This is a genomic window from Pelagicoccus sp. SDUM812003, assembly GCF_031127815.1.
GTDB lineage: Bacteria > Verrucomicrobiota > Verrucomicrobiia > Opitutales > Opitutaceae > Pelagicoccus.
Genome location: NZ_JARXHY010000002.1, coordinates 55161 through 79625, shown reverse-complemented (window position 1 = coordinate 79625; position 24465 = coordinate 55161). Strand labels below are relative to the sequence as shown.

Sequence of the window (24465 nt, the reverse complement as noted above, 5' to 3'; positions counted from 1 at the left end):
CGCCGCAGGCCGCTAGCTGGTAGCTTCCGTATTCGAATCGACGGCGTCGCTCGCTGATTCGCCTTCGATTTCCACTTCCATGTCGTCGACGACGAACTGCATCGGCGTCAGACACACGCGTTCTCCGGCCGTGAGGCCTTCCGAGAGGATCACCATGTCGCTCTTTTTCTGATACACGGTGACGGGACGAATCTCGATGCGATTCTCATCGGTGACGACGTAGACGGTGTCGTTTTCGCGGAGGGCTTTTCTCGGTAAGACGAAAGCCTCGGGCAAAGTCTTGCCGTGGATGGTAGCGGTGACGAAGGTGCCCACTTTCAAGGGGGGGGTGTCACCATCCTTTTGATACGGGCTTTCGACCTGAGCCACTACGTTGAGCAATCGCGTCTGAGGATCGATGTTTCCCTCCGCCCGATCGATGACGCCATTCCATTGGTAGGAGCGGCCGCCGTAGCTCGCTTCGATGGTAACGGTCGGTTTGCTTTCGTATGATTGTTCGGCGTCGCTGTAGCTTTCTGGTAGGTGCAGAAAACGAGTGTCGTTGAGCGAGATCGGTAGTTGGATTTCGGCTACGTCTACGGAGTAGATGGTGGCGATGGGGCTGCTGCGGGCGATCAGGAATTGGCCGAGGTCGATGCGTTTTTCCATCACGCGTCCGTCGTAGGGAGCCCGAATGATGGTGCGATCGAGGTCGCGACGAGCGGTTTCCACCGCTGCCTGAGCGGCGTCGAGAGCGGCTTGGGCGCGTTCGAGTTGCGGTTGGCGCAGTACCAGCGGGTCGGGTTGGCCGAGATTTCCCATATCCTCCCAGTCCTGTTTGGCTTGCTCCGCGAGCGCTTTTTCCTGCTGAAAAACAAGATTCGCTTCGGCGAGTCGGCTTTCGGCGGCCGCGAGGCCAGCTAGGTAATCGGTGTTTTCGATGCGGGCCAGCTGCTCGCCTTTTCGGAAGAATCCGCCGGCGAAGAGGGCGGGTGAAATGCTTTCCACGCGTCCCGACACTTCGGATACAAGCGTGGTCGTGGTGCGGGCGGAAACGGTGCCCTGACTGCTGACCTCCACCCTTATCGAGCTTGGCTCCACGGAAATCACGTTCACCGTGGGGAGGACGCGAGGCTGGACCTTTTCCGCGATCTCGGGTTGAAAGGTTTTAGCCACGTAGCCGAAGATCATGAGGAAAAGCAGTAGGATGAGGATCGGCGGCGCGACGTAGAGGGCCAGCCACTTGAAAAACGGTGGGCGTTGCTCCGACTCCGTCTCAGGAGGGGCCTCACTGGCGTGGGGTGGTGGTGATGGTTCTTGATTCGGTTCCATGGCTAGAAGTCGCCTCCTAATGCGAGATGAAGATCGATTCGGTTTTGCAGTCGCCGGTTGCGAATGGATATGAGCTGACTCTGAGCTTCGAAGGAGCGCCGCTGGGCGTCGAGCGCTGCGGAGATATCGATGAGGCCGCGCTCGTAGAGACTCCAAGCCTGATCTTCGGCTTTCCCGCTCTCCGCTGCCAAGGTTTCCGTCTCCCTCTGTAGATCCTTCAGGTCGCGCTCGGCTCGCAGAGCGGTTTCGACTTCGCGAAAGGCCTGCAACGCGGTTTCCTTGTATTGGGAAAGTTGCGACAGTTGGCTCGCGTTAAGCTGCTGGCGTTCCGCCTTCAGGGCCCCGGATTGGAAAAGCGCCGCGCTGGCCTCGCCGACGATCGACCAGACGGAGAAGTCGCTATCGAGCAGTTGGCTGAAATCGTTCGATAGCGTGCCGTCGCTGGCGGTGAGCGCGATGTTCGGCAGCCAGTTTCGCTCTGCGGCTTGAGCCAGCTTCAGCGCGGCCTCCACTCGGAGCTGCTGAGCCAGCAGATCCGGCCGTTGGGAAAGGGTTTGAGCGGGAATGGAGGCTCCGGGAGTTACGCTGAGCTCAGGCAAGTCGGCAGTGGTTTCCAGCTCTGCAGACGGGTAGCGTCCCAGTAGGGTTTCCAGAAAGCGAAGCGCTGTATCCGCTTGGTTGAGACGGCTGGTCGCCGAGGCGCGAGCGCCAGCGGTTTGGGCTCTAGTCAGTCGCAAATCGAAGGCGTCCACCAGGCCGCGTCGGTAGCGGTTTTCCAAGGAGTTCAGATTGCTCTGATAGCTTTGCGCGGTCGCTCGGGCAAGCTGGAGCTGTTGCTTGAGCTCGATGGCGTCAAACCATGCTTTGGCGATCTGGCCGGCAAGAGAAAGCTTGAAAGCCTCGAATTCGTATCGGCTGGCTTCGTACTCTACCCGCGATGCCTGATAGCGGTTTCCCAAACGATTCCAGAGGTCAATCTCCCAGCGGGCGTTGAGACTGAGGGCATGGCGTTCGCTTTCGATCGAGGTCAAGGGGTCGAAGCTTGCGATGCTTTTCCCGTCCGAGGATTGCAGGCCGACGCCGAGGGAGGGGAGTCGGGCGGCGTTGCGGATTCGCGCCGCCGCCGCCGAGGCGTTGACCAGTTCACGGGCCGACTCGAGGCCGAAGTTGTTCTGAAACGCCTCTTCGATGAGCTGCCCAAGTCGCTCGTCCTGAAAATCGTCGATCCAGTGACGGCTTGGCTCGGCCTCAGTCGGCTGGCTCCATCGCTCCGGCGTCAGCGGCGCCAGCGCTTTCTGTGGGTCTGCGGAAGGGGGTGCGGACGCGCATGAAACCAGGAGGAGGGAGACCAGGGCGAAAGACGAAGCGGTGTGCAGAGGGAGCTTCATTTATCGGCGTAGGCGAAGGGCTAGGCGAGCGGCGCGGGCTGGTAGACTCGGGCTAGGTTGCAGAGCCCTCCAGTGACGTAGGCGATGAAATTGTCGGCGTAGAGCTCGAGGCTCTGGCGGGAAACCTGGTCGGAACTGGATGGGGCGTGGTGCGTTTGCATCATGAGTCCGCTCAAGGAGCAGGAAAGGAAATGGAAGGCGCATTCGGCGAAGTCCTGCGGTTGCTCGGGAAAGCAGCTGGAGAGGGCATGCTTGAAGCTTCGGAAAAGCTCGGCCAGCACCTCGCGCTGCATTTCCACCATGAAGTGCTGATGCTCGGCCAGACCACGGGCCATGGCTCGCACGAAGTGGGCGGAGCCGTACTCGCCGGTGCCGAAGCCGACGATCAACGGTCGGATCAGGATGTCGATGATGCGCTCGACGGGAACCGGTCTCGAGCCCAGCTTGGCCTGCTCGTTCTTGAGCAGGTCGAGGCGAAGTTCGTTCACCGGGCTGATGCGATGCCGCACCATTTCCAGAAAAAGCGCCTCCTTGGAACCGAAGTGGTAGTTGATGGCCGCGATGTTGGCTTTCGCCCGGCCGGTGATGGCCCGCACCGAAGAGCCGTCGAAGCCACGCTCCGCGAATTCCACCTCTGCCGCCTCGATGAGTTTGAGTTGCGTCTCCGTCATTTGAGAAAATGTGAATCAAACGTTTGTTTTATGGCTTGGCAAGCGCGCATCGCGCGGTTTTTGCTATCGGCGCTGATTTATTTCATAGGGCTGCTCGCTCGCTGATTGCGCAGGCTCAGTCCCGAAGCGGAAAAAATTAGCTCAATTTCTAACTATGGAACATTCAAGTCGGCTTTGTAACCGTTGCGTGTCGGGGAGCTCTCGCTCTGGCTCGGAAACGGGGCCGAGTTCGAAGCGTCCCACGTCTACTAGTCTATAGCTGTTTGTCCTCATCATCTGCATGGCCTCCCGGTCCTCCATTCCTCCCGAACAACACGATGACAACGGCGCTCAACGACCGTACGCCAAAGCCGCCGTCCTTGCGGTTCTGGCCTTCTCGCTGAGCGCCTGCATGACCACGCCCCCGCCGCGGACGGAAAGTTTGCTGGTGGAAGTGCCGGACGATTTTTCCAGCTCCGGACAAAGCGAGGCGGTCGCTTCCTTCGAGCCGAGCGGCTGGATGGAGGATTTCGACGACCCGCTGCTGAGCGGACTGATCGAGGAAGCCCTGCGCTACAATTTAGATCTCAAGGTGGCGGCCGCTCGATTGGACGCCGCTTTGGCCAGCGCCAACGCCGGCAAATCCGAAATCTGGCCGTCGCTCAACCTCAGTGGAAACGGCAGCAAGAGCCGCCGAGGCTCCGCGTCGGGCATTCAGCAGACTCCGACCGCCGAGACCTATGGCCTGACGGGACGCTTCAGTTGGGAGATCGATCTCTGGGGCAAGCTGCGCAACGGGTATCGAGCCGAGCTGGCCGACCAGGAGGCCGCGTTGGCGGACTACCGATCCGCCCGTCTTTCCCTCGCGGCCCGCACGGCCAAGGCCTGGTACGCGGCTATCGAGGCGGACCAGCAGCTCGAGCTGGAGAAACGGATTCTGGAAGCCCTCGTGGAAAGCTCGCGCATCGTGGAGGAAAATTTCGCCAGCGGCATCGCCCGCGCTCTGGACGTTCGGTTGGTTCGGGCAAACCTCGCTTCAAGCCGCAGTTCCTTGGAGCAGCGTCGCCGCAGCCGCGACGCGGCCATTCGTAATTTGGAGACGATACTTGGCCGCTATCCGAAAAACGAGCTCGAGCTGGCGTCGGAGCTTCCCGGCATCCGCGCGGAAATGCCGGAGGGCATCCCTTCCGAACTGCTCCTGAGGCGTCCGGACATCGTCGCAGCGGAGAGGCGTTTGGCTGCGGCGGAGCAGCGAAAGTTCGAGGAAAGCAAGGCTCGCCTGCCCAGCCTCGACCTCAATCTCAGTCGCGGCACCAGTAGCTCCGACCTGGACGAGATTTTCGATTTCGTGGAAAAGCGGATCTGGTCGCAATCGCTGGGCGTGGCTCAAACCCTGTTTCAAGGGGGACGCCTCAAGGCGAACTACCAGAGAGCCCGAGCGACCTACGAGCAAAACGTAGCTGCCTATTCGCAAACGGTGTTGACCGCGTTCCGCGAGGTCGAGAACGCCCTTTCCAATCAAAGCTCCTATCGGGAGGACTATGAATACCTTCGCGTCGCTGCGGAGGAGTCCATCGAAGCGGAGAAGCTCGCCTGGTCGGAATACGCCAGCGGATTGACCGACATCACCACGGTGCTCGACTCGGTACGTCGTTCCATCACGGCGCAGCGATCCTTCATACAGGTAGCCAATCAGCGGATACAAAGCCGCATCGATCTGTACCTCGCGTTGGGAGGCGGGTTCGAAGCCTAGCTCCTGAAAACCAAACGCCTTTATTTCATTTAGCTTTCGACATCACCAAAACACTTTTCTCATGAAACGCCTTCTACAAATCACTCTTCCTATCGGCATTCTGCTTTTTTCCGGGGCTATCATCTATTTCATAATGGCCAGCAAGGAGGAGCCGCAGCGGCAACGCTTTCAAGCTCCCAATCCAGAAGTAGTGGTGCGTCCACTACAAGCTCAGGACTACACGGTGACGCTTCACTCGCAGGGTACGGTGAAAGCGCGCACCGAGAGCTCCCTTATCCCAGAGGTTCGCGGTCGTATCGTGAGCATCGCTCCCAACTTCCAGGAAGGCGCGTTTTTCGAGGAAGGAGAAGTGCTGCTGAAGATCGATGACCGAGATTACCTGACGGAGCTGACGGTTGCGGAGGCTCAGCTGGCCCAGGCCGAACTGACCTTCATGCAGGAAACGGCTCGCTACGATCAGGCCCGACGCGACTGGGATCGCCTCAACCCGGGAATGGAAGCGACGGAGCTGACCTTGAGGGAGCCGCAATTGCGACAAGCGAATGCGGCAGTGGCGTCCGCGAAGGCCCGCGTCGAAACGGCCAAGCTCAACCTCGAGCGTACCGAGGTGCGGGCTCCCTACGCCGGACGCGTTCTCACCAAGAGCGTGGACGTCGGACAATTCGTATCCACAGGAAACGAACTCGCTCGAATCTACGCGGTGGACTATGCGGAGGTGAGGCTTCCCTTGACCGCTTCGCAGATGGGATTCCTCGACCTGCCTTCGATTTACCGAGGCTCGAATCCGTCGATCGAAAATGGACCTTTGGTCACTCTGAAATCGTCGGTCGGAGGCAATGTCTATTCGTGGGAAGGTCGCGTGATTCGCTCTGAAGGAGCGGTCGATACGCGTACTCGACAGCTCTTTGTGGTCGCCCAAATCCAGGACCCCTACGGGAAATCGGTCCCGGGTCGGCCTCCGTTGAAAGTGGGCACGTTCGTCGAGGCCGAAATCGAGGGCACCGTGCTCGAAGACGTGGTCGTGATCCCGCGCAAGCTGTATCGAGAAAATAGCTACGTGCTTGTGGTGAACGAAAAAAGCAATCTTGATCGCCGAGACGTGGAGACGATCTGGGAGGACAAGGAGAGCATCATCGTCAAAAGCGGTTTACGGCCTGGCGAGCTGCTGTGTTTGACCGACGTTCCCTACGCTCTCGAAGGCTGGGAGGTGACGGCGAATATGGAAAACGCGAATACGCCGGCCTCCGCTTACGCCCACACCCGGCCATCAGGCGGGGCGACCGCCGCCGGCGGGACCTATGCGGATTCCGTGATGTCGGCGCTCGGCGAGAAACTGCCCGCAGACCTGAGAGATCGTTTGGTCCAGGCTAAGAGCAGCAACGACTGGTCGAAGATGGGCCCCTTGATGCGACAGATCAGCGAATGGGCCAGCGCCAATGGTGAAACCATGCCGCCGCGTGACGGTAGGGCGCAACCTCAGAGCTAAACGAACCCGAGGGAGACGTTCACCATGCATAAGCTAATCGAGTGGTTCACCAAAAACAGCGTCGCGGCAAATCTGCTGATGTTCGCCATCGTGTCGGTCGGCATCTATTCCGCCTTCAATGTCATCGTGCTCAGAGAGCATCCGGACTATCCATCGCGCAACATTTCGGTAAACGTGCCGTATCCAGGATCGACCCCGCGTGAGGTCGAGCAGGCCATCATCACGCGACTCGAAGAGGCGCTCTACGACGTGGAGGGCATCAAGGAGATGACCAGCACCGCGACCTCCAGCTCCGGCAGCGTGAATCTGGAGATCGAGGAAGGCTACAGCATGTCGGACGCTCTGGATAAGATCAAAAACCGGGTGGACTCCATCCGCACGCTCCCGGTGGAAGCGGAGCGACCGAGCGTATCGATGCCGGAATTTCGCGAGCGCGTGATCACGGTGGTGGTATCCGGCGAGCTTAGCGAGATGGAGCTCAAGCGGCTAGGAGAGGAGATTCGCGACGAGATCACCGGGATCCCGGGCATCACGATCGCCTCCCTGAAAGCGACACGCCCCTACGAGATTGCGGTAGAGATATCCGAACGGTCACTACGCGAGCATGGCTTGACGTTTGACGACATCACCAACGCCATCCGTACCCATTCTTTGGATCTTTCAGCAGGGAGAATTCGGACCGAAGGCGGTGACGTGATGCTGAGAACCACGCAGCAGGCCTACACGCAGGAGGAGTTCGCGGACATCGTGGCCTTCACGCGATCCGACGGCACCAAGATCAAGCTAGGCGAAATCGCCCACGTGAGCGACGGTTTCGACGAGACGCCTATCATTTCCCGGTTCGACGGCAAGCGGTCGATCGCCATCGACGTCTATCGCGTTGGATCGCAAAACATTCTGGAGCTCGGATCCGCGGTTAAGGACTACCTTCTGAACAAGCAGAAGGAGCTGCCCGAGGGCATTTCGTTGTCCTATTGGCGTGACGATTCGCAGCGCATCGCCGATCGGTTGAACACCTTGAAGGGCAGCGCGATTTTTGGATACGTGCTGGTTGTCGGAGTGCTGTCCTTGTTTCTCCGTCCGTCGTTGGCGTTTTGGGTCGCCCTTGGCATTCCGATCGCGTTTTCGGGAGCGTTTTTCCTGCTGCCGTACATGGGGATTTCGCTCAATCTCATCACGCTTTTCGCCTTTATATTGGTGCTGGGTATCGTGGTGGACGATGCGATCGTGACCGGGGAAAACGTCTATCAGCGCATGCAGCAAGGCGAGGATTCCCTGACCGCCACCATCAAAGGCACTCAGGAAGTGGCGATCCCTGTTGTCTTTGGCGTGCTTACCACCATCGCCGCTTTTTATCCGCTGGTTAACATGACCGGCTGGCGAGGAAACATTTTTAAGCAGATCCCCTTCGTCGTCATTCCCGTTCTGATCTTTTCGCTGATCGAATCGAAACTGATATTGCCGGCGCACTTGAAGCACTGCCGTCCCATCAACAACCAGAATACGGCCAAGAAAAACATCCTCACCCGCTTCCAAAGAGGTTTCGCCACCGGTCTGGAACGTTTCGTGGAAAAGTTCTACCGACCCGCGTTGGAAGTGGCCTTGCGCTATCGCTACGCGGTGCTGGCCATCTTCCTCGGTTTGCTCGGGATCTTCGTCGCTCGCTTCATGGCGGGCCATATGCCGTACACCACTTTCCCGCGCATTCCTCAGGACTCGGTCACGGCGACCTTGCATATGCCGATCGGAACCTCGTTTGAGAAGACCAAGGAGGTGGTCGATCGCATCGAGCAGGCGGCCTTCACCTTGCGAGAGCAAATGAAGCAGGAGAACGGCGTGGACGTGATCGACCACATTTTCGCGACCGCCGGCGGTCGCCCGTTCAGCAGCTGGCGTTCGATCGCCGGCGTGCCGGAACAAGGGGAAGTCGTTATCGAATTGGTGCCGGAATCCGAGAGCGGCCTGGCCATCGGAAGTCGGGAGATTTCAATGAGATTGAGGCAATTGGTAGGGCCGGTGCCGGAAGCCGAGACGCTGGATATCGCGTTTTCCTGGGGAGGCGGCGATGCGGTGAACGTGCAGCTTGAGGGTCCACGCATCGACGAACTGGTGGAAGCCTCCAAGGCCTTGCAGAAGAAGCTCGCGACCTACAGCGGCCTCTACGACATCCAGGACACGTTTCAGCGGGCTACCGAGGAGCTCGAGCTCGAGCTCAAGCCCCAAGCGTCGTTGCTCGGGGTGAATGCGCGCCAATTGGCTTCCCAGGTTCGGCAAGCCTTTTATGGAGCGGAGGCGCAGCGTATCCAGCGTGGGCGCGACGACGTGCGGGTGATGGTCCGGTATCCAGAAAGCGAGCGCAGATCGCTAGCGGCGTTGCACAGCATGATGATCCGTACTCAAGATGGCACGGAGGTGCCCTTCGAAGAAGTGGCCAAGATCATTCCCGGCAAAAGCTTGCCCTCTATCCAGCGTTTCGACCGCAATCGCATCATTCGCGTGACCGCAGCAGGCGACGAGACGGATATCGACGAGGAAGCGATCCAGATGGAGCTGGAAACGGAATTCCTGCCGGAGCTGGTAAGCGGCTATTCGGGCATGCGTTTCACTCTACAAGGAAATGCGGCCCAGACCCGGGACAACAACCGGGAGCTGATGAATGGCATCTACTTGGTGCTGGTGGTCATCTACGTGCTGCTGGCCATTCCGTTCAAGAGCTACATCCAGCCATTTATCGTGATGACCGCTATCCCGTTCGGCGTGGTGGGCGCGGTGATGGGACACGACCTGATGAACTTCATCTACACGACGATCCTTCAATGGGATTCCAGTCCCGTGAGCAATGTAACCATGATGTCGATACTCGGCATGCTGGCCCTCTCGGGAGTAGTGGTGAACGACAGTCTGGTCATGGTGGACTTCATCAACCAGCGACGCAAGGAAGGCATGTCGCTCGCGGATGCGGTGCGTTTGGCCGGAGTGAAGCGGTTTCGTCCCATTCTGCTTACGTCGTTGACGACATTCGCGGGGCTGCTGCCTTTGATGTTCGAAAGCAGTCGCCAGGCTCAGTTTCTCATTCCCATGGCGGTATCGCTTGGGTGGGGAATCATCTTTGCTACCTTCATCACGTTGTTCCTGGTGCCGGTAGGCAACCTGATCGTGGGCGACATTGGTGGCTTCCTGAAATGGCTGTATTCGTCGGACGGCCAGGATGAACAGGTCAAGGGCATCGAAGTGGCGGCCAACGCTCAGCTCAAGGACGCGGAAGCGAGTTCGTAGGAGAGTGATTGAACGTTCGGTGCGGGTCCGCAGCCGGTCCCGCGCCAGCATCCGCGAGAGCTGGTACGCCTCGCCGACGGCATTATTCGAAATCTGGATACAGTTCCAGAAACGGAAGCCACAGATCGTTTTCCACATCGGGCTCGTTGGTGCGCGCGATGTTGAGGGTGATCTGCAGCTTCTTGAGAGCGGTGTCGAACTGGCTTTTGCTGCAGTGGCAGGACTCCATGGCCTCGCACCTTAGCTCGGCGGTTTCGCAGGGATTGAGCCGAACGATCTCGTAGACGTCGCGGGCCAGCGGCGGGCAGTGATCTACCGGGAGATGGTGAGTGGGGTAGTGCGTTTCCCTCAGATAGTCCATCGACATCAGCGCGGCCACGCCGCCGCGGATTTTTCCGTAGAACACTAGATCCGGGTAGCAGGCGGGCAGCTCGTTTTTCCAGGCCCAGATCGCTTCGACCCTTTGTCCCCATTTGGTCCGTCCGTCGTTTTCCGGGAGGTCCACCGCCTCCCATAAGCTGGTGATCTTTCGGTCTTTGGAACTGAAGAGGGTGCAGATGCCCTGATCTTGCACGAAATCCAAGGCTTCTTCGATGGTAGTGACTGTCATGGGGAGTGGCTGGCGTTTCGAAGTCGTTCTTATTAGCGGAGCATATGATCGGTAAACTGAAAATTAGCGAGCGAACTATAGCCTAGAGCCTTGGCTCGCCCAACCTTGCGCTTTGCCGAATCCTGAATAGGGTGATCGCCTGTCTAATTCTTTTGGCTTGATTGTCCTTCGCGGGCGTTCGGGCTCCTCTTGTAATTCATCCAACGCTCCGATCCGACAGGCGTGCCCGAAACGCTGACTTGCTTCAGTGGCGACTGCCCGCCTGCTGCCGGTTGGTTGGGTGTGTCCCTTCAACCCTATTCCAATCCAACCCTCTTCCATGAGTAGTGACCTGACGCTCTCTGAACGGAGACAATCGATTCTCGATGCCCCGCTTGAAGTCGATTTCAACTCCGACCTTCTAAAACGCCTGCTGCTGACCGATGAGCCTTTCGAAACGGACTGCTCGCTGCTGGAGCTCGGAACCTTTCGGATCGACGATTCGACGAAGGAGGTTCGACTGGGAGGCGCCACCAGTCCGCTCAATCTGCAGTTGAGCGGATCCGCCGAACTGGTGAAGCGCTTGTACGTCGTTTGCGAGGAGTCTGGTTTGGAGGGATCGCTCACAGGCCAGATGGACGGAGAGATCGATTTCGACAAGCAAGCGATTCTGGCGCTGGAAATCTCTGGCGATGGTGGCCTCACCGCCGATGTGGCGTCTCCCGTAGGCGCCTACTTCAAAGGAAGGGGCGGCATGGATAGCGAAAATGCCTTTCACTTCTTCCACTGTCTTGCTTTCGATAAAACGATGCCCGCAAGGGAGGCGTTGAGCTCGTTCTTCAGTGGGCTACGCTGGCCGTTGCAAAGCGCTTTGGATCCCGAAACGCTGCAAGATGGAAGCGTATCGGGAATTGGAATACGGAGCAATCTCGAACTTTGGGGGACGGCCCAAGCTGGTTATGAAACGCGAGGATCGCGATCCGTGGATATTCAAGGTCTGAATCCGGAATTTCAATACCGCGTCAATGTGGGTGCTTCGCTCGCCGCGTCCTGTCGCTTGGGCGGAGTTTTCGAAATCTGCTCGCGAAAAGGCAGCGAAGGCGGCTGGGCGCGACTGCAGGCTCGACGATCGCGGAGTCGCTCCTTCGAAGGTGCCGGTGGCTTGGACATCAACGCGGGCATCAAGGTGGAAGGGCTTGGCAGGGACCCGAATCGCTTGCTCGGAGCCTTGCTCGGGGTCAATCTTGACACCGCCCTGCGCTGGTTGGAGGCGATCTCGCGCTGCGATAGCTGGTCGGATGCTATGGGAATGCTCAAAGCCCGGTACGGAGAGCAATTGGGCGCCTTGGCGGAGTCGTTCTACGAGAACGTGCTAGCTAGCAAGTCTTACGAAGCGTTGCAGGGGCTGAGCGAACGGGTGTTGGTGGAATTGAAGGAGTTTGAGGGAGAGGCGGATCGGCGTCTTTTGGAGGTGGCCCAAGCCGGACTAGCAAAGGGTGAGGCTCTGGTGGAGAAAATCGATTCGCTGGTCGGGAGCGATGCGGAAATGTTTTTGAAACGTATCGAAGACGAGGATACATGGGATCTGATCGAAATTGTCCTCGGGGAACCGCTGGTTGGGGTCGTCAGCGACGCTAAGAGCCTTTTCGATCTTCGCAAACGCCTGGGCAAGCTAAAGGAAATCGTCAGCGAAGCGGGTTCTTTTCGCGGAATTAGAAGCTACTTAAAAAGCGTCGACCAACGCCTCGATGTGGATGGATTGGTCAACCGCCTCAGCTCCCTGTCGTCTCCCAGCGACTTCAAGCTCTTGATGGCTGGGGAGCTCGGCGACCTTTCACGCCGGGTGTTCGATCTAGCGGAGACGGAGTTGGCGGACCCGGCGACGTTTCGGCGAGCCAGGCAGGCGGCTAAGGCTTTGCTCGGATTCCGTTCGCAGCTCGCCGTCGAATTGGAGAACGGCTTCGCTCGCAAGTTGGAGCTATCCCTTTCGGCGAGTTACGCCCGCCGCCGCTCCAGCGATTGCATCCTAGATATCGAGCTCGATCTTCGCAGCGAAGAGGGCCGTGGGCTCTACGAGGAGTGCATCAAAGGAAACTTCCGTCCCGCGCTGCAAGCCTTTCGCGAACCCTATCTCAAAACCCACTCGGGCCAGTTTCATCGCAGCCTGGTGGACTGTCGAAACTTGCGACTGCACGTCTTTGGGTGGGGCAAGGAATGCCTTTGCCGGGCCAGCCAAGTCGAAAACTCGCGCATTCAGAATCAAGGAAACGGAGCAGTGTTTCTCTACGATTCGAAAACCGCATTGGAAACGCGCTACAAAAGTGGATACGGCCTGAAGGAGCTGACCACTACCGCCTACAACTTGAGAGCCCAGGCGGAGGCTTTGGTCGGGGATGCCGAAGGCGAGAACGCCGATTTCTTCGGTCCGGAAATTCTCGATTTGGCGACCGACTATCGAGTGATGCAAGAGGACGATACGCCGCGATGGGGCGAGCTGGCTGACTACTTGCGATTCGCGGAGCAGCTTGGCATCTGCGAAAGCGCCGAGCTCATGGCGGATGAACTGTATTTGGAATTCGCTGACAAAACGCCGTCCCGTTTCTCGCTGAAGTATACCGTGCGCTACAGCCCGCGGGCTTTCAGCAAGGTGTTTCTCGCGTACGACGACGAGCTGGAGGATCTGATCAGCCAAAGCTTTCGCCAGTATTTCTCGGATCGCTATTACGCGTCCGGCCGCCGCTTCTTTTCGGAAGCGTCCTTCGAGAGCTACATGCGGCACAGTCGCATCGACGAGCGCTCGTGGAGCAGTCGCCACCGTAGCGGTCGCAAGAAGTACGTCGTGTACGACGAGCTCGGCAACTCCGACGTGGTGCCCTTCGGCCGCGAGCTCTACCACGCGTATCTGGCGGAGAGGCGCTTCAAGAAAGCCCTGCTGCGTCTGGACGACATTTTCGACGCGATTCATGAGGACGGGATTCTGGAGCGGTACCGGCTAGACGAGCTCAACGGAGCGTTGATGGAGCTGATGTCCGTTTCCCGGAAGGGTCGAAAGGGGATTTGGAGCGAGAACCTGTTTTTTCTGGTGCTTGATTCCTTGCAGCGAGCCGTGGATCCGAACGCCAGGGAGGGAATGACGGTGATGGAGCTCTCGCTCCATTTCGAGGACCGCGAAAGCGTGCGAAGGCTTTATGCAGTTTAGGTAGTATGCGTGGGGCGAGAAGCCCCTCGATCGAAGACACGGGCTAGGCGGCCGGGGTAGGAGGAGGGCCGTCTAGTCTCGTGGCTACCTATTCGTCGATCACCTGAAACGCAGTGCGTTCGGATCGGTTTATGAAAATCCAGCCGTCTTCGAAACCAAGCTGCATCTCGTAGAGGCTTGTGAAGTGCTGCGTGTTTCCGTATTGGATACGCTTTTCCTCCTCCTGCACGGTGACGAGCGCTTCGGATCCCGGCACCGTGTACTCGATGTCCATAACCACGGTGCGGATCTCCAACATGGAGGTCGTATTGAAAATCTCCTCTACCTGATCGAAAAACTCGTGCCCGTAGTACGCAGGTTGGTTTGCGTCCGACTTGTCGACCTGGGTGAAGCCAGGAGCGAAGAAGCTGATATACTCTTCGTAGTCTCCCCGAGCAACCGCTTCGTCCATCAATCGATACATGAGCACGATGGCGTCATCATCGAAACGATCGACGAAGTAGCCGTAGTCCGTAGTCGTCTCGCAGGAGCTTAGGAGCAGCGCGAGGACGCCGATAGAGCAAAAGGACAGAAGGCGATGGATCACGTTTTGGACAATACGGTGGAACTTTTGGCGAGCAATCGCAAAAAGTCCTCGATCGATCCCGCTTCGGCCTCTCCTAGGGATTGCTCGCCGACAGCTCGGGCGCATGCTGCCAGTCCAGCAGTATGTTCCACGGGAAAATGCGATCGTTGGGCAGCGTCGGCGTGCGCTCGTTGTCAATCTCGCTGTAGACGTTTCGTGGCGGCGTCACCGTGGCGTCGCGACCGTAAATGTAGTCCTGATCTTCCACGATGGTCTTGTAGGCCTTGTTGAGCAGGAGAGCTCGTTCCACGGATGGAGTCACCAGCTCGTATACGTCCGCTGCCGCCTCGACCTTCGCTCGGTCCATTTGCCCGTCCGAGGTGAACCAACGGGCTGCCATCTCCGGGTTGTTACGAAATTCGCTGCCTCCGCCGACGCGTTCCAGATAGGTCAGGTATTCGCCTTGAGCCTCTCCGAGCGTGGGCGCGTCCTTCATGCCTTTGAGATCGATGTACTTCCAGCCCAGCGGGCCGTCGATCTTGCGCGCGAAGCTGAAGGTCTTGTCGATAGTGGAGCCAATGGAATTGTGGCAGCCCATGCAGAAAAGGTTTTCCTCGTAGGTGCTCGCTCGGAGCCGCCCGTGCGGTCCCTCGATAAACCCTTGCACGGACCAGCCGGTGCCGTTGTCCAGTCCCCAATCGCCCAGGTTGTGGTAGCCGGGCAGGTTCCCAGCCTCCTTCTCGAAGCCCTCCAGCTGGTAGCGCCGCTGGTAGATGCGCTTGTTGTACGCTTGCCACTTCTTCATATAGCGAACCTCTTTGATGCGTCGCGACGGGCCGATGCTGCCATCCGATTCGACTCCCAGGTAGCGCACCGTATGTAGAAACTCGGTCCCTTGCGGGTATAGGTGCTTCTCTAGGTAGTGGTCTCTTGCCATGCCTACGAATGTATCTAGATTGTTGATACGATGGGCTATGGAAAGCTGTCCATCGGAATCGAGGTCTGCTCCGACCACGGCTTCGTCGATGGGCAAGGTTTCGATCTCGGTTGCTCCTTTGATATTCGCTTCGAGTATCGATAGGTTCGCAATGTATACGTCGCGTGAATACTGGTTGGCATCAGTCATGCGAAAGGGCTCCGGGAGGCGGATCATCACATCGTCGGTCGATCCGTTTGTCGGCCAGAAGGTGCTGGGCACCGGCTTGTAGTTGTAGGCGACCCAAGCGCTGCCGTCGCGAGCGAAGCCGTTTTCGTCGAACGCAGCCGCGCCTTCCTGCAGGTTGTCGAGATCGGGGATCCAGCCTTCAAAGCGACTGACCACTAGCCGATCGGCCAATTCGCTGTAGTTGTCATCGTTGATATAGGCGAGAATTTCCTCGTCGGAGATCGATGCCGTGCGTTCGCTCCGGTCTTCGAAGAGGTTCTTCCAATGATTCGTTTTGCCGAGGTCGCTGAAACTGTAGTCGGCTTGCAAGTCATCGTCGTTCATGGTGTTCTCCCGATCCGGAATCTCCTCCTGGTGGCAGACGTAGCAGGGGTTGAAATAGCCTTCGGTGCGCGTGTAGCACTGAGGTGGCACGATCGCTTCGCGGTTGTAGAGGTTGGCCACCGGATGCCCCTGCAGCTTGGGTGGAATGACGTCGCCCGAGCTACGCAACATCTGTATCAGACGCTCGTACGGATCTTGAGAGTCGGTGGAGGCTACGCTCGGGGAGAGAAAAAGGCATGACGCGAGGCAGAGGGCAGGGAGAAGAGGGCAAGCGGAACGTTTCATGGTCAGGCGCGAATACGGGTTTCTTGGCGTTGGAAAGTGAATACAGAACGAGGGAAAGGCGCTTTTATATAGAAATTGCGACCACTCTTCTGTTACAAATTCACGAAAACGCGACGATTCCGATTCTCAAGCAACAAGCAGGTGACGATTTGCGCTGGACTCGAGCTTTCGAAGCCTGAGTGTCACAATGTATTGAAAATGTAACGACATAAATCCTCTTGAGGGTTGATGCCGAAACGACGAGACGCTTTGACTTTTTTTGCTCGGCCAAGGCCGGTTTTGGCGACCGAGCGCTCGCCTATCAACTAATCCAATCATTCCCATCGTATGAATAACTCATCGAAAAAGACGGCGTACGTGCGCGCCGGCTTCCTGTCTCTGTGCGCCGCTTCGGCCTTCACCAGCTCCTCCCACGCGGGCGGATCCGACATTTGGTTCGAGCCTTTGACGGAGTCCGCTCCTGTCGTTGCTCCAAACGACCTCGAAGAGCTCATGGAGCCGTGGGTGACTCCCAGTGGCATTTCCCAGTTCAACATCGTGAGCCTGCGCGAAGTCGAGGACGCGGTGCTCAGCCCGCTTCAGTCGGTTGTGCGCGTGCCGATCGGAAACAACTCCTCGATGTTCGACATGATGGCATACGATGATACCGGCTCCTTCCTCTTCATCCCGCACGAGACGGCGTTCGGGGCAGGCGTTTCCCGCCACGACATCGAAGCCAGATCGACGGAGGTCATTTTCCAAGGTGACTGGGGAGGCGCTCAGGGGAACTGGTCGAACGACTATGGGGCCTTCGATCCTTGCCGATTCACGCCCAATGGCACGTTGTTCCTCGCGGAGGAATGGACAGCTGAAGGCCGCGTGATCGAGGTGCTCAATCCGTTTGCCGCTCCGGAGGACGTGGAGACGCGCGAACTCAATAGCATCGCGAACGTCGCTCACGAAGGCATCAACTTCAGCGAGCAGGACAAACGAGTGATCTACTACATCGACGAGTGGAACTCCGGTTCTATTTACAAGTTCGTCATGAGCCGTCCAGGCGACTACACTCGCGGCCAAACCTTTGCGCTTAAGGTCGACGACTACCAAGGTGTTGCGGCCGACCTTTGGAACGATCCATCCAACGAAAACGCGGTTCGCACGGGATTGGCGACTTGGGTCCCGCTGACGGATCGTAGTGGAAATGTCCTGCCGGGCATCACGGACCCGTTTCGCAACGGTCCGACGAACGACCCGCGTAGCAGCGACGTGACGCGCGGTGGACGTCCCGCGGCTGACGATGTCGGCGCCACCCCGTACGGCCGTCCTGAAGACATGGAAGTTAGTCGTCTGGCAAATGGCAACGAGGTGCTTTACATCGCGGTCACTTCGGAAAAGAAAGTTTACTCCTTCGAGATCCTGAGCGATTCCAAGGTCAAGGTCGGTGTATTGGCTAGCGCGGATACACTGAAAAACGTTGGCTACGCGGGCACCACGGGCGAGCTCAACTCGCCTGACAACCTTGCCCAGGACGCTATCGGAAACATCTACATCATCGAGGATGCTCCTAACAATAGCGACATCGGCGGGGATATCTGGTTCGCCCGTGACGTGGACAACGATGGGGTGGCGGAATCGCTCGACCATTTCATGAGCATCCGTGTCGATGGCTCGGAAGCGACTGGCATGATCTTCAATCCAGTCAATCCGTTCGAATTCGTGGTCGCGGTGCAGCACCCGGACAGCACCGATCTCGTCGAGGTGCCCGACGGTTTGGGAGACGCGGTGTGGAAGTTCGACATTTCAGATCGCGACTTCGAGCGCGCCGTCAAACTTGCTGAAAAGCGTAGCCACGATCGGGGCAAAGGGCGCAAGTACGGCCATCACAAAGGCGACGACCATCCCGGAAAAAGCAAGAAGCGATAGTTGCTTCGGCGCAGGTCGAATCTATTCTCGTTTGTAGTGCGAAGGCAGCCCATCGCGGGCTGCCTTTTCGGTTTCTGGACGAACGCCGAGTTCTGGCTGCGGTTCGCGGCGCGAAGGAGACGACGGGCGGACGAGACGAAACGTGGCGGCGCTTCGCGAATCTGCATTTTCCCAATCGTCTTATGCGATCGGATTTTGCGGATTGCCTCGCGCTCGGGATTGGCTTAGCTGCGGCGGCTTATGCAACGACTTCCATGGAGCTTCTATCTGCAGGTGACGCTATGCGCGGCCCTGTGGGGCAGCGCCTTTCCCGTTATCAAGCTGAGCTACGAGAGTTTGGCGATCGAGGGTTTCGGGGAGCGCATGGCCTTCGCGGGAGTACGTTTCACTTTGGCTGGCCTCTTCATTATGCCGTTTTGTCGTCATTCCGTACTGGCGACGATTCGCGAAGCGCCAAAAGGCAAGCTTGTTTGGGTTATCCTCGGACAAACGTATTTTCAGTATTTGTTTTTCTATTATGCGTTGAGCATATCCAGCGGTACCCTTGGCGCATTGCTGGGGAGTTCGGGCAGCTTTCTATGGGTCGTGCTGGCTCCTGTTTTTCTAAAGACGCCGAAGCCTACCGGAAGGCACTGGCTGGTCTTGCTGGCGTGTTCGGTTGGAATCGCCATAGCCGTTTACGCTCCTGGCGCGGGCAGCGGCCAGGTTTTGCTTGGCTCGGCCATGTTCTTGCTGGCGGCGTTGTCGGGCGCCTTGGGCGCCATTGGACTGAAGTTGGTTTCCGCCGAATTTGGAAGCCGGACCGTGACCGCTCTGTCGCTGTTCATCGGAGGGGGCATGCTGTACGTGACCGGGGCGTCGGGTTGGAGTGGTTTCTGGAAGGACATTCATTTCGATGCGATTTGGCCTATTCTGTACCTGTCCTTCCTTTCAGCGACCGCCTTCACGCTTTGGAATCGCCTGATCGAGCGTTACAGCGTAAACGTGCTTTCCGCCTACCGGTTTCTGATCCCGTTGTGCGGGGTGATCGAATCCGCTCTATTCATCGAAGAGGAAACGATAGGCCTTGGCATCGTGGTTGGAGGGGTCCTGGTGCTCGCTTCGCTGGTCGCGATGGGGCGATTGCCGCTAGGCGAAACGGCTAGCGGCTCGGGAAGAACTCGCCAGCCTTGAGGAACTGGCGGTGCTGGATCATTCCCCGAGCCAAAGAATGTTGGTGACGATGCGCGGGTAGTAGAGGCTGCCATGGGCCACGCCAGATCGGAACTGATCGGAGCAAGCGGAAAGCCGAGACCCTTCTCGCTCCCAGCGAGCGTGGGCGCGATCGGCCTTGAGCTGGTCTTCGCCAAAGTCGAATCCGAGAACCTTTCGAGCCACGAATTGGCAGAGGTTGATCTTGGACATCCAGGAGTTGTCCGCCGAGGAGGAGAGTTTCCACCCGCCATCCTCGTAGAGGCAGAAATCCGTATTCAAAATGTTGGAGAAATGCTTTTTCAGGGTGCGAATGTAGTAGCCGTAAGGCCCGTTCTCTTGCACCGCATCCTCGAGTCCCATGAGGTAAGGGTAGGCCAGCGCTTCGATGGCCGGTATAATGGCGCTGGTATTCTTGCCATCGAGAACGGCTGGAATGTAGCCAAGGGATTCGTCGTATCCGGAAGCTAAGGTCGCGGACGCGAGCTGGGCCGCCGCCTCGGCTTCTCGAGCCAGCGAGCTAAGTTCGCATCGCTCGAAGAGGGATTGCAGGGTCAGGTAGCTGGCCCACATCTTGCCGCCAAGGTAGATGTTTTCCCGGCTCTGGCCGAGCGAATGGTCAAGCGAATCGTAGGTTGTGATTTCGCCACCGCCCTCGGTGCGGGAGGATTCCAAGCTCATGATGCCGTTGCGTTTCTCGGGATCGTAGTGGTCCCGATTCTGCAGGGAGCGGAAGCACTCGATGAGAACGCCGCGGTAGCGTCGCAGAAACTCCTGATCGTCGGTTTGAGAGAGATAGATTCCCGCGCAAAGCACCCAGTTGGTCAGCTGTTCGCAGGTCATATGGGAGAAGCAGGCCCGGTCTAGTCCGCCGACCTCGTAGGAACTCCGCGTGGCAGGGCTCCAATGGTTCATCACCCCCATGTCATGGGTGAACGAAATCCCTCCAGGATGCAATGTATCCGGTTTTTGGGGATCGAAAACCTCGTCGTAGAAGGAGTAGCTCTGTACGAACTGTTCCAGCACGTTGCGCACGGTCCAAGGATTGAAGCGCATCTCGAAGAAGAGCATGTCCACCGTGAGATCGAAGGTGTTCATCATCAGGTATTCGCCTTCGTTGACCACCCAGACGCTTTTCATTCCGTCCCAGAGCCACTGAGTCGATCCGTAGTAGCTGCGGGTGGCGTGAGCGATGAGGAACTTCTGCTCTTCGTTGAGAGAGGCCTGCGAGAGCTCGAGGTCGCGCCGACTAGCCTGCTCCAGATAGCGTTCGCGGTTCTCGATCCCGTATTGAAGAACTTGTGACAGACTGCCGAAATGTCGTCGGTAGTAATAGATGGTCTGTCGGTTGTAGGTCGCGTCTCCACCCTCGAAAAAGCCTAGGACGATGGGCAGTTCGACCTCTTCGCCGGGGGGCACGTCGATCTCGAGTCCAGCGGTCGGACCGAGGAGAAACTCGGGCGTGCTGTGCTTGCGGTTGATCGCGGAGATGGGGTCGAAATCGATGAAGGAGCGAGCCATCGGGTGCCGGGTGGCGAAGCCTATGCGGTTTTGCGAGGTGGCTCCGATCAGGCTGCCATGGGTCTGTTGACCGAGACTGCTCCAGCGATTGTCGATCTGCAGAGCGAACACGCCGCGCCAGGGGGTCTGTCCCGCGTTTTTGAAACGCAGAGTCAGGTGGACTGCAGGGCAGCAGGCGAACGCCAGTTCTTCGGGGCTTGCTTGCTCGGGGTCGGGCAGGGGGAAGAAAGGAGTGGCGATCTCGAAATCCAGCTCTGGAGTCTGGATGCGGTCGGTAGCCCAAAGGTATTCGCGTGTATAGTCTTGGATCACGCCAAGCCTTCCGGAAGTTCCCTCCGCGCCCTGCACGTAGCGTTCCGATTCGGACGAGTCGCTGCCTTCGAAAAAGGGCAGGGCTCGCAGGGTGTTTCTTTCATCGATGTAGCCGATGGTGATGCCGCCTTGGTAGGGGCCGGGCAGGGCTATCCCCATGCCGCCCTTGGCGTCACGGGCTCCGCAAGTGAAGGAGGAAAGGGCGCCCATCGGGGAATGATGTGCGTGAAAGGAAGGGGTTTCTGGGTACATAGCGATTTCAGCGGGCAAGATACGCTATAGCGGCCCCAGGTAAAGGGAGCAAGGCCTACTCATCCCGGGCAAGGTCATTCTAACTATAGAGAGGCGAAGGCGCTTCGAACGGCACTCAGAGCTTTCGCTTCATCAGATCGCGATAGTACCGGAAGGACGAGCCGAGAGTCTCGTCGAAGGTGATGAGAAGCACTGGAAGAAGGATCAGGGTGATGGTGGTGGCGAACACTACGCCGAAGCCCACCGAAACCGCCATCGGCTTAAGAAACTGCGCTTGCACGCTCGGTTCGAGCAGGATGGGCACCAGTCCGATGAACGTGGTCAGTGTCGTGAGAAGAATCGCTCGGAAGCGCTGTGGACCCGCCTCCGTGATGGCCTCCCGCATGCTCAGTCCCTCGCTGCGCAGGTCGTCTATGCGAGCGATCAAGACAAGGGAATCGTTGACTACGATGCCCGAAAGGGCGAGCAGGCCGAATAGTGACAAAATGGATACGGATATGCCCACGATGAAATGACCGAGCAGTGCGCCGATGATGCCGAAGGGAATGACCGACATGATGAACAGCGGCTTGAGGTAGGACTTGAGCGGGATGGCGAGCAGGATGTAGATGAGCAGGATGGAAACCATCAAACCGGTGCGCAAGGAGCCGAGCGACCTCATGCGCTGCTCCGCTTCGCCGCGCAGAGAGATGGCGACCTCGGGATGCTGCGCTCGGAAGGTGGGAAAGAAATCAGCCGCTAAGTTGGCCAGAACCTCGTCGCCGGATGAAACGGTTTTGTCCACTTCGGCGCTCACCGATACGATGCGATTGTAGTCTGCTCGCTCGATAGCCGCCAGCGATTCCCCGAACTTGGTGGTGGCGACGATGGAGATCGGTACCGCAGTGCCGTCCTGCAGGCGTACACGCATCTCGCGCAGCGTGTCGAGCTGCGTGCGTTCCTCCTCTGGATAGCGAACCATTGCCTTCACCTCGTCGCGTCCTCGCTGGATGCGTTGGGCTTCGATGCCGTAGAAGGCGGACCGTACCGCGTTGGCAAGGTCGCGGCGAGAGAAGCCCGAGGCCTGACCGGCTGGCGTGAGCTCCACTTGAATCTCGGGGCGTCCAGAGGTGAAGCTATCCTTCACGTCGTAAACGCCGGCGTATCGGGCGACCGCCTGCTTCATGGCTTCGGCTCCTTCGCGCAAGGCATCGAGGCTTTTGCTCTCCAGCTGGATGGATAGCCCTTGCCCTGGAGGACCGGCGCGCCCGCTGAACGTAAGGGCCTTGGCCCCGGCGACCTGCCCAACAGCGGCTCGCCACCGGTTTACGATCTCGCCTGAAGAAATCTCCCTTTCTTCGGAAGGTATCAAGCTAGCGGATACGGCTGACCCTGTGTTCGAACTAGCTGAAATCTGTATGTGTCGGACGACCCGATCACCGGTTTCGGCCTCGATGCGCTCGTTGACCATGTGGAGCGCCTCCGCGATACGCAGCGTGTTTTCGTGCAAGTGGGAGACAGGCAAGCCTTCCTCTAGTGTCAGGTTTGCCGATACGTTGTCCTGGAAAATATCAGGGAAAAAGACGAATCGAAGCATGCCCGATGGGAGCAGCGCTCCGATGACGAATAGGAGACCGACGAACGAAGCAAGGGTGATGTATCGAAAATCGATAGCGAGCCTGAGGCTCGGTTTGTAGACCTTTTGGATGAAGGCGCTGAGACCTTTGGCGAAAAGGGATTGGAACCAGAGCCAGAAGCGGCCAATCGGGTTCTTCGGTGTCTTGTGCACGTCGATATGGGCCAAGTGCGAGGGAAGGATGAGCTTCGACTCGATCAGCGAAAAGATCAGGCAGAAGATCACGCCGGTGGCGATTTGTCCAAAGACGTTTCCCATGCGTCCCGAAACTTGAGTGAGCGGGAAGAATGCCGCGATGGTGGTGAGCACGCCGAAGGTGGCGGGTGTCAAGACTTTGGATACGCCTCGGACCGTGGCGCGGATGGCGGCGTCGGGATGGTCAGGGTGTTTCTGGGATTCCTTTTCCGAGTAGATTGATTCGCCCAGAACGATCGCGTCGTCGACGATGATGCCGAGAACGATGATGAAGGAGAACGCCGTGATGAGATTTAGCGAGATGTCGATGCCTGGCAGATCGAATAGGATCAAGGCGCCGGAGATCGAGACCGGTATGCCGACGGCCACCCAGGCGGCGAGGCGGAAATTGAGAAAGAGACTGAGGGAAAGCAGGACCAGGGCGACGCCTTGCAGGCCGTTTTTCGTGAGAAGGTTAAGTCGAGATCGGATGGATTCCGAACCGTCGTTCCAGTAGGTTAGCGTCACGCCATCCGGCAGGGAAAATTGCTGCTCGTAGCTGTCGATCAGATCCTTCACTTGGGTGGACGCCTTGATGATGTCCTTGTCGCCGTCTGTCGTCACCTGCAAGCTGACGGTGGGGCTGCCATCGAAGCGGTTGAGATAGTTCTGATCGACGAAGCCGTCTCGGATTTCGGCCACATCCTCGAGATGGATACGAGTGCCATCCGCGTTGGTTCGAAGTGGGATCTTGGAAAAGTCCTTCGCGTTGTAGGCTTGCGCTCGCGATCGCAGGGAAATGTCGCCTCGGTTGGAGCGCAGGGTGCCTCCCGAAAGATCGACGGAGTTGTTGCGGATCGCTGAAGCGACCTCGTCAAACGTCAGGTCGTAGGCGCGGAGCTTGGTTTCCGAGAGTTCGATGGAGATTTCGTAGTCGCGATCTCCATACGTCGTCACTTGATTGACGTCCGGGAGCTTCAGGAGCTCGTCGCGCACGCTGCGAGCGGTTTCCTTCAAAACCTGCTCGGATACTTCTCCATGCACGTCGATCCACATCACGGAGCTGCGCGACTTGTTTTCGATTATGATCGGTTTTTCGGCCTCGCCTGGGAAGGTGGAGATGGCGTCGACCTGTACCTTTATGTCGTTGAAGAGGCGCGTGAGCGGATAGTCCTCGATCGCCTCGACGGTCACGGTCGCCCCTCCGCTCGTGGAGGTGGAGCGTATCCGGTCGATGCCGTCCACGCTTTGCAGCGCTTCTTCGATTTTGATGGCGACTCCGCGTTCCACGTCCTCGGGCACTCCCCCATTGAAGGGCACGCGAATGGTCACAGAATCCGCTTCGAAGTTAGGGAACGCCTCTTTGCGGATGCTGATCGCGGTGGAAATGCCCCATCCCAATATGACGAACATCAGGATATTGGATACGACCGAGTTTTCAGCGAACCAGGCGATGATGGGGTGTTTTTTGATCGGGTCTTCAGCCATGTAAAATGCGCTTGGATGG

The 24465-nt window shown here is 58.2% G+C and carries 14 protein-coding genes; 6 read left to right on the top strand and 8 right to left on the bottom strand.

What is annotated here, in order from left to right; translation table 11 throughout:
• Window positions 1-12 precede the first annotated feature (12 nt).
• The 3 genes from QEH54_RS02585 to QEH54_RS02575 are packed head-to-tail and all read right to left on the bottom strand — an operon-like array spanning window position 13 to window position 3370.
• Entirely contained in the window at window positions 13-1311 is a 1299-nt protein-coding gene (locus QEH54_RS02585; protein ID WP_309017057.1) for an efflux RND transporter periplasmic adaptor subunit, read from the bottom strand.
• 2 nt (window positions 1312-1313) lie between these two features.
• Window positions 1314-2699, bottom strand: coding sequence for an efflux transporter outer membrane subunit (locus tag QEH54_RS02580; RefSeq protein ID WP_309017056.1), 1386 nt, complete (start codon window positions 2697-2699; stop codon window positions 1314-1316).
• 20 nt (window positions 2700-2719) lie between these two features.
• Complete coding sequence (locus tag QEH54_RS02575; RefSeq protein ID WP_309017055.1) at window positions 2720-3370, bottom strand: TetR/AcrR family transcriptional regulator; 651 nt, start codon at window positions 3368-3370, stop codon at window positions 2720-2722.
• Window positions 3371-3650: 280 nt separating this feature from the next.
• Between QEH54_RS02575 and QEH54_RS02570 the strand changes: the two genes are divergently transcribed.
• The 3 genes from QEH54_RS02570 (at window position 3651) to QEH54_RS02560 (ending at window position 9864) form a co-directional block, all read left to right on the top strand.
• Window positions 3651-5102: a TolC family protein gene (locus QEH54_RS02570; protein ID WP_309017054.1), complete on the top strand. Its 1452-nt coding sequence runs from the start codon at window positions 3651-3653 to the stop codon at window positions 5100-5102.
• A 61-nt stretch (window positions 5103-5163) separates the two neighbouring features.
• On the top strand, window positions 5164-6588 hold the full coding sequence (locus tag QEH54_RS02565; protein WP_309017053.1) for an efflux RND transporter periplasmic adaptor subunit: 1425 nt from the start codon (window positions 5164-5166) through the stop codon (window positions 6586-6588).
• Window positions 6589-6612: 24 nt separating this feature from the next.
• Window positions 6613-9864: an efflux RND transporter permease subunit gene (locus QEH54_RS02560; RefSeq protein ID WP_309017052.1), complete on the top strand. Its 3252-nt coding sequence runs from the start codon at window positions 6613-6615 to the stop codon at window positions 9862-9864.
• Window positions 9865-9946: 82 nt separating this feature from the next.
• On the opposite strand, the gene QEH54_RS02555 is transcribed toward QEH54_RS02560, so the two are convergent.
• Complete coding sequence (locus tag QEH54_RS02555; RefSeq protein WP_309017051.1) at window positions 9947-10474, bottom strand: hypothetical protein; 528 nt, start codon at window positions 10472-10474, stop codon at window positions 9947-9949.
• Between the two features lie 319 nt (window positions 10475-10793).
• Here QEH54_RS02555 and QEH54_RS02550 point away from each other — a divergent pair, with 319 nt between their 5' ends.
• Window positions 10794-13652 carry a hypothetical protein gene (locus QEH54_RS02550; RefSeq protein WP_309017050.1) on the top strand — a complete coding sequence of 953 codons (2859 nt, stop codon included), beginning with the start codon at window positions 10794-10796 and terminating at the stop codon, window positions 13650-13652.
• 88 nt (window positions 13653-13740) lie between these two features.
• On the opposite strand, the gene QEH54_RS02545 is transcribed toward QEH54_RS02550, so the two are convergent.
• Together QEH54_RS02545 and QEH54_RS02540 are read right to left on the bottom strand one after the other, a co-directional pair.
• Window positions 13741-14238, bottom strand: a complete 498-nt coding sequence (locus tag QEH54_RS02545; RefSeq protein ID WP_309017049.1) for a hypothetical protein — start codon at window positions 14236-14238, stop codon at window positions 13741-13743.
• Window positions 14239-14311: 73 nt separating this feature from the next.
• A complete protein-coding gene (locus tag QEH54_RS02540; protein WP_309017048.1) occupies window positions 14312-15991 on the bottom strand; it encodes a hypothetical protein in 1680 nt (559 codons plus the stop codon).
• Between the two features lie 327 nt (window positions 15992-16318).
• Here QEH54_RS02540 and QEH54_RS02535 point away from each other — a divergent pair, with 327 nt between their 5' ends.
• Window positions 16319-17893: an alkaline phosphatase PhoX gene (locus QEH54_RS02535; RefSeq protein WP_309017047.1), complete on the top strand. Its 1575-nt coding sequence runs from the start codon at window positions 16319-16321 to the stop codon at window positions 17891-17893.
• 240 nt (window positions 17894-18133) lie between these two features.
• Window positions 18134-19066 carry a DMT family transporter gene (locus tag QEH54_RS02530; protein ID WP_309017046.1) on the top strand — a complete coding sequence of 311 codons (933 nt, stop codon included), beginning with the start codon at window positions 18134-18136 and terminating at the stop codon, window positions 19064-19066.
• Window positions 19067-19084: 18 nt separating this feature from the next.
• Here the strand turns inward: QEH54_RS02530 and QEH54_RS02525 are convergent, their stop codons facing one another.
• Window positions 19085-21127 carry a glycoside hydrolase family 52 protein gene (locus tag QEH54_RS02525; RefSeq protein WP_309017045.1) on the bottom strand — a complete coding sequence of 681 codons (2043 nt, stop codon included), beginning with the start codon at window positions 21125-21127 and terminating at the stop codon, window positions 19085-19087.
• Between the two features lie 157 nt (window positions 21128-21284).
• Window positions 21285-24446, bottom strand: coding sequence for an efflux RND transporter permease subunit (locus QEH54_RS02520; RefSeq protein ID WP_309017044.1), 3162 nt, complete (start codon window positions 24444-24446; stop codon window positions 21285-21287).
• Between the last annotated feature and the right edge of the window lie 19 nt (window positions 24447-24465).

What these genes read in the sequence shown, in the direction of transcription:
- QEH54_RS02585 (WP_309017057.1), bottom strand. Translation starts at nt 1,311, where the DNA reads ATGGAACCGAATCAAGAACCATCACCACCACCCCACGCCAGTGAGGCC.
- QEH54_RS02580 (WP_309017056.1), bottom strand. Translation starts at nt 2,699, where the DNA reads ATGAAGCTCCCTCTGCACACCGCTTCGTCTTTCGCCCTGGTCTCCCTC.
- QEH54_RS02575 (WP_309017055.1), bottom strand. Translation starts at nt 3,370, where the DNA reads ATGACGGAGACGCAACTCAAACTCATCGAGGCGGCAGAGGTGGAATTC.
- QEH54_RS02570 (WP_309017054.1), top strand. Translation starts at nt 3,651, where the DNA reads ATGGCCTCCCGGTCCTCCATTCCTCCCGAACAACACGATGACAACGGC.
- QEH54_RS02565 (WP_309017053.1), top strand. Translation starts at nt 5,164, where the DNA reads ATGAAACGCCTTCTACAAATCACTCTTCCTATCGGCATTCTGCTTTTT.
- QEH54_RS02560 (WP_309017052.1), top strand. Translation starts at nt 6,613, where the DNA reads ATGCATAAGCTAATCGAGTGGTTCACCAAAAACAGCGTCGCGGCAAAT.
- QEH54_RS02555 (WP_309017051.1), bottom strand. Translation starts at nt 10,474, where the DNA reads ATGACAGTCACTACCATCGAAGAAGCCTTGGATTTCGTGCAAGATCAG.
- QEH54_RS02550 (WP_309017050.1), top strand. Translation starts at nt 10,794, where the DNA reads ATGAGTAGTGACCTGACGCTCTCTGAACGGAGACAATCGATTCTCGAT.
- QEH54_RS02540 (WP_309017048.1), bottom strand. Translation starts at nt 15,991, where the DNA reads ATGAAACGTTCCGCTTGCCCTCTTCTCCCTGCCCTCTGCCTCGCGTCA.
- QEH54_RS02535 (WP_309017047.1), top strand. Translation starts at nt 16,319, where the DNA reads ATGAATAACTCATCGAAAAAGACGGCGTACGTGCGCGCCGGCTTCCTG.
- QEH54_RS02530 (WP_309017046.1), top strand. Translation starts at nt 18,134, where the DNA reads ATGCAACGACTTCCATGGAGCTTCTATCTGCAGGTGACGCTATGCGCG.
- QEH54_RS02525 (WP_309017045.1), bottom strand. Translation starts at nt 21,127, where the DNA reads ATGGGCGCCCTTTCCTCCTTCACTTGCGGAGCCCGTGACGCCAAGGGC.
- QEH54_RS02520 (WP_309017044.1), bottom strand. Translation starts at nt 24,446, where the DNA reads ATGGCTGAAGACCCGATCAAAAAACACCCCATCATCGCCTGGTTCGCT.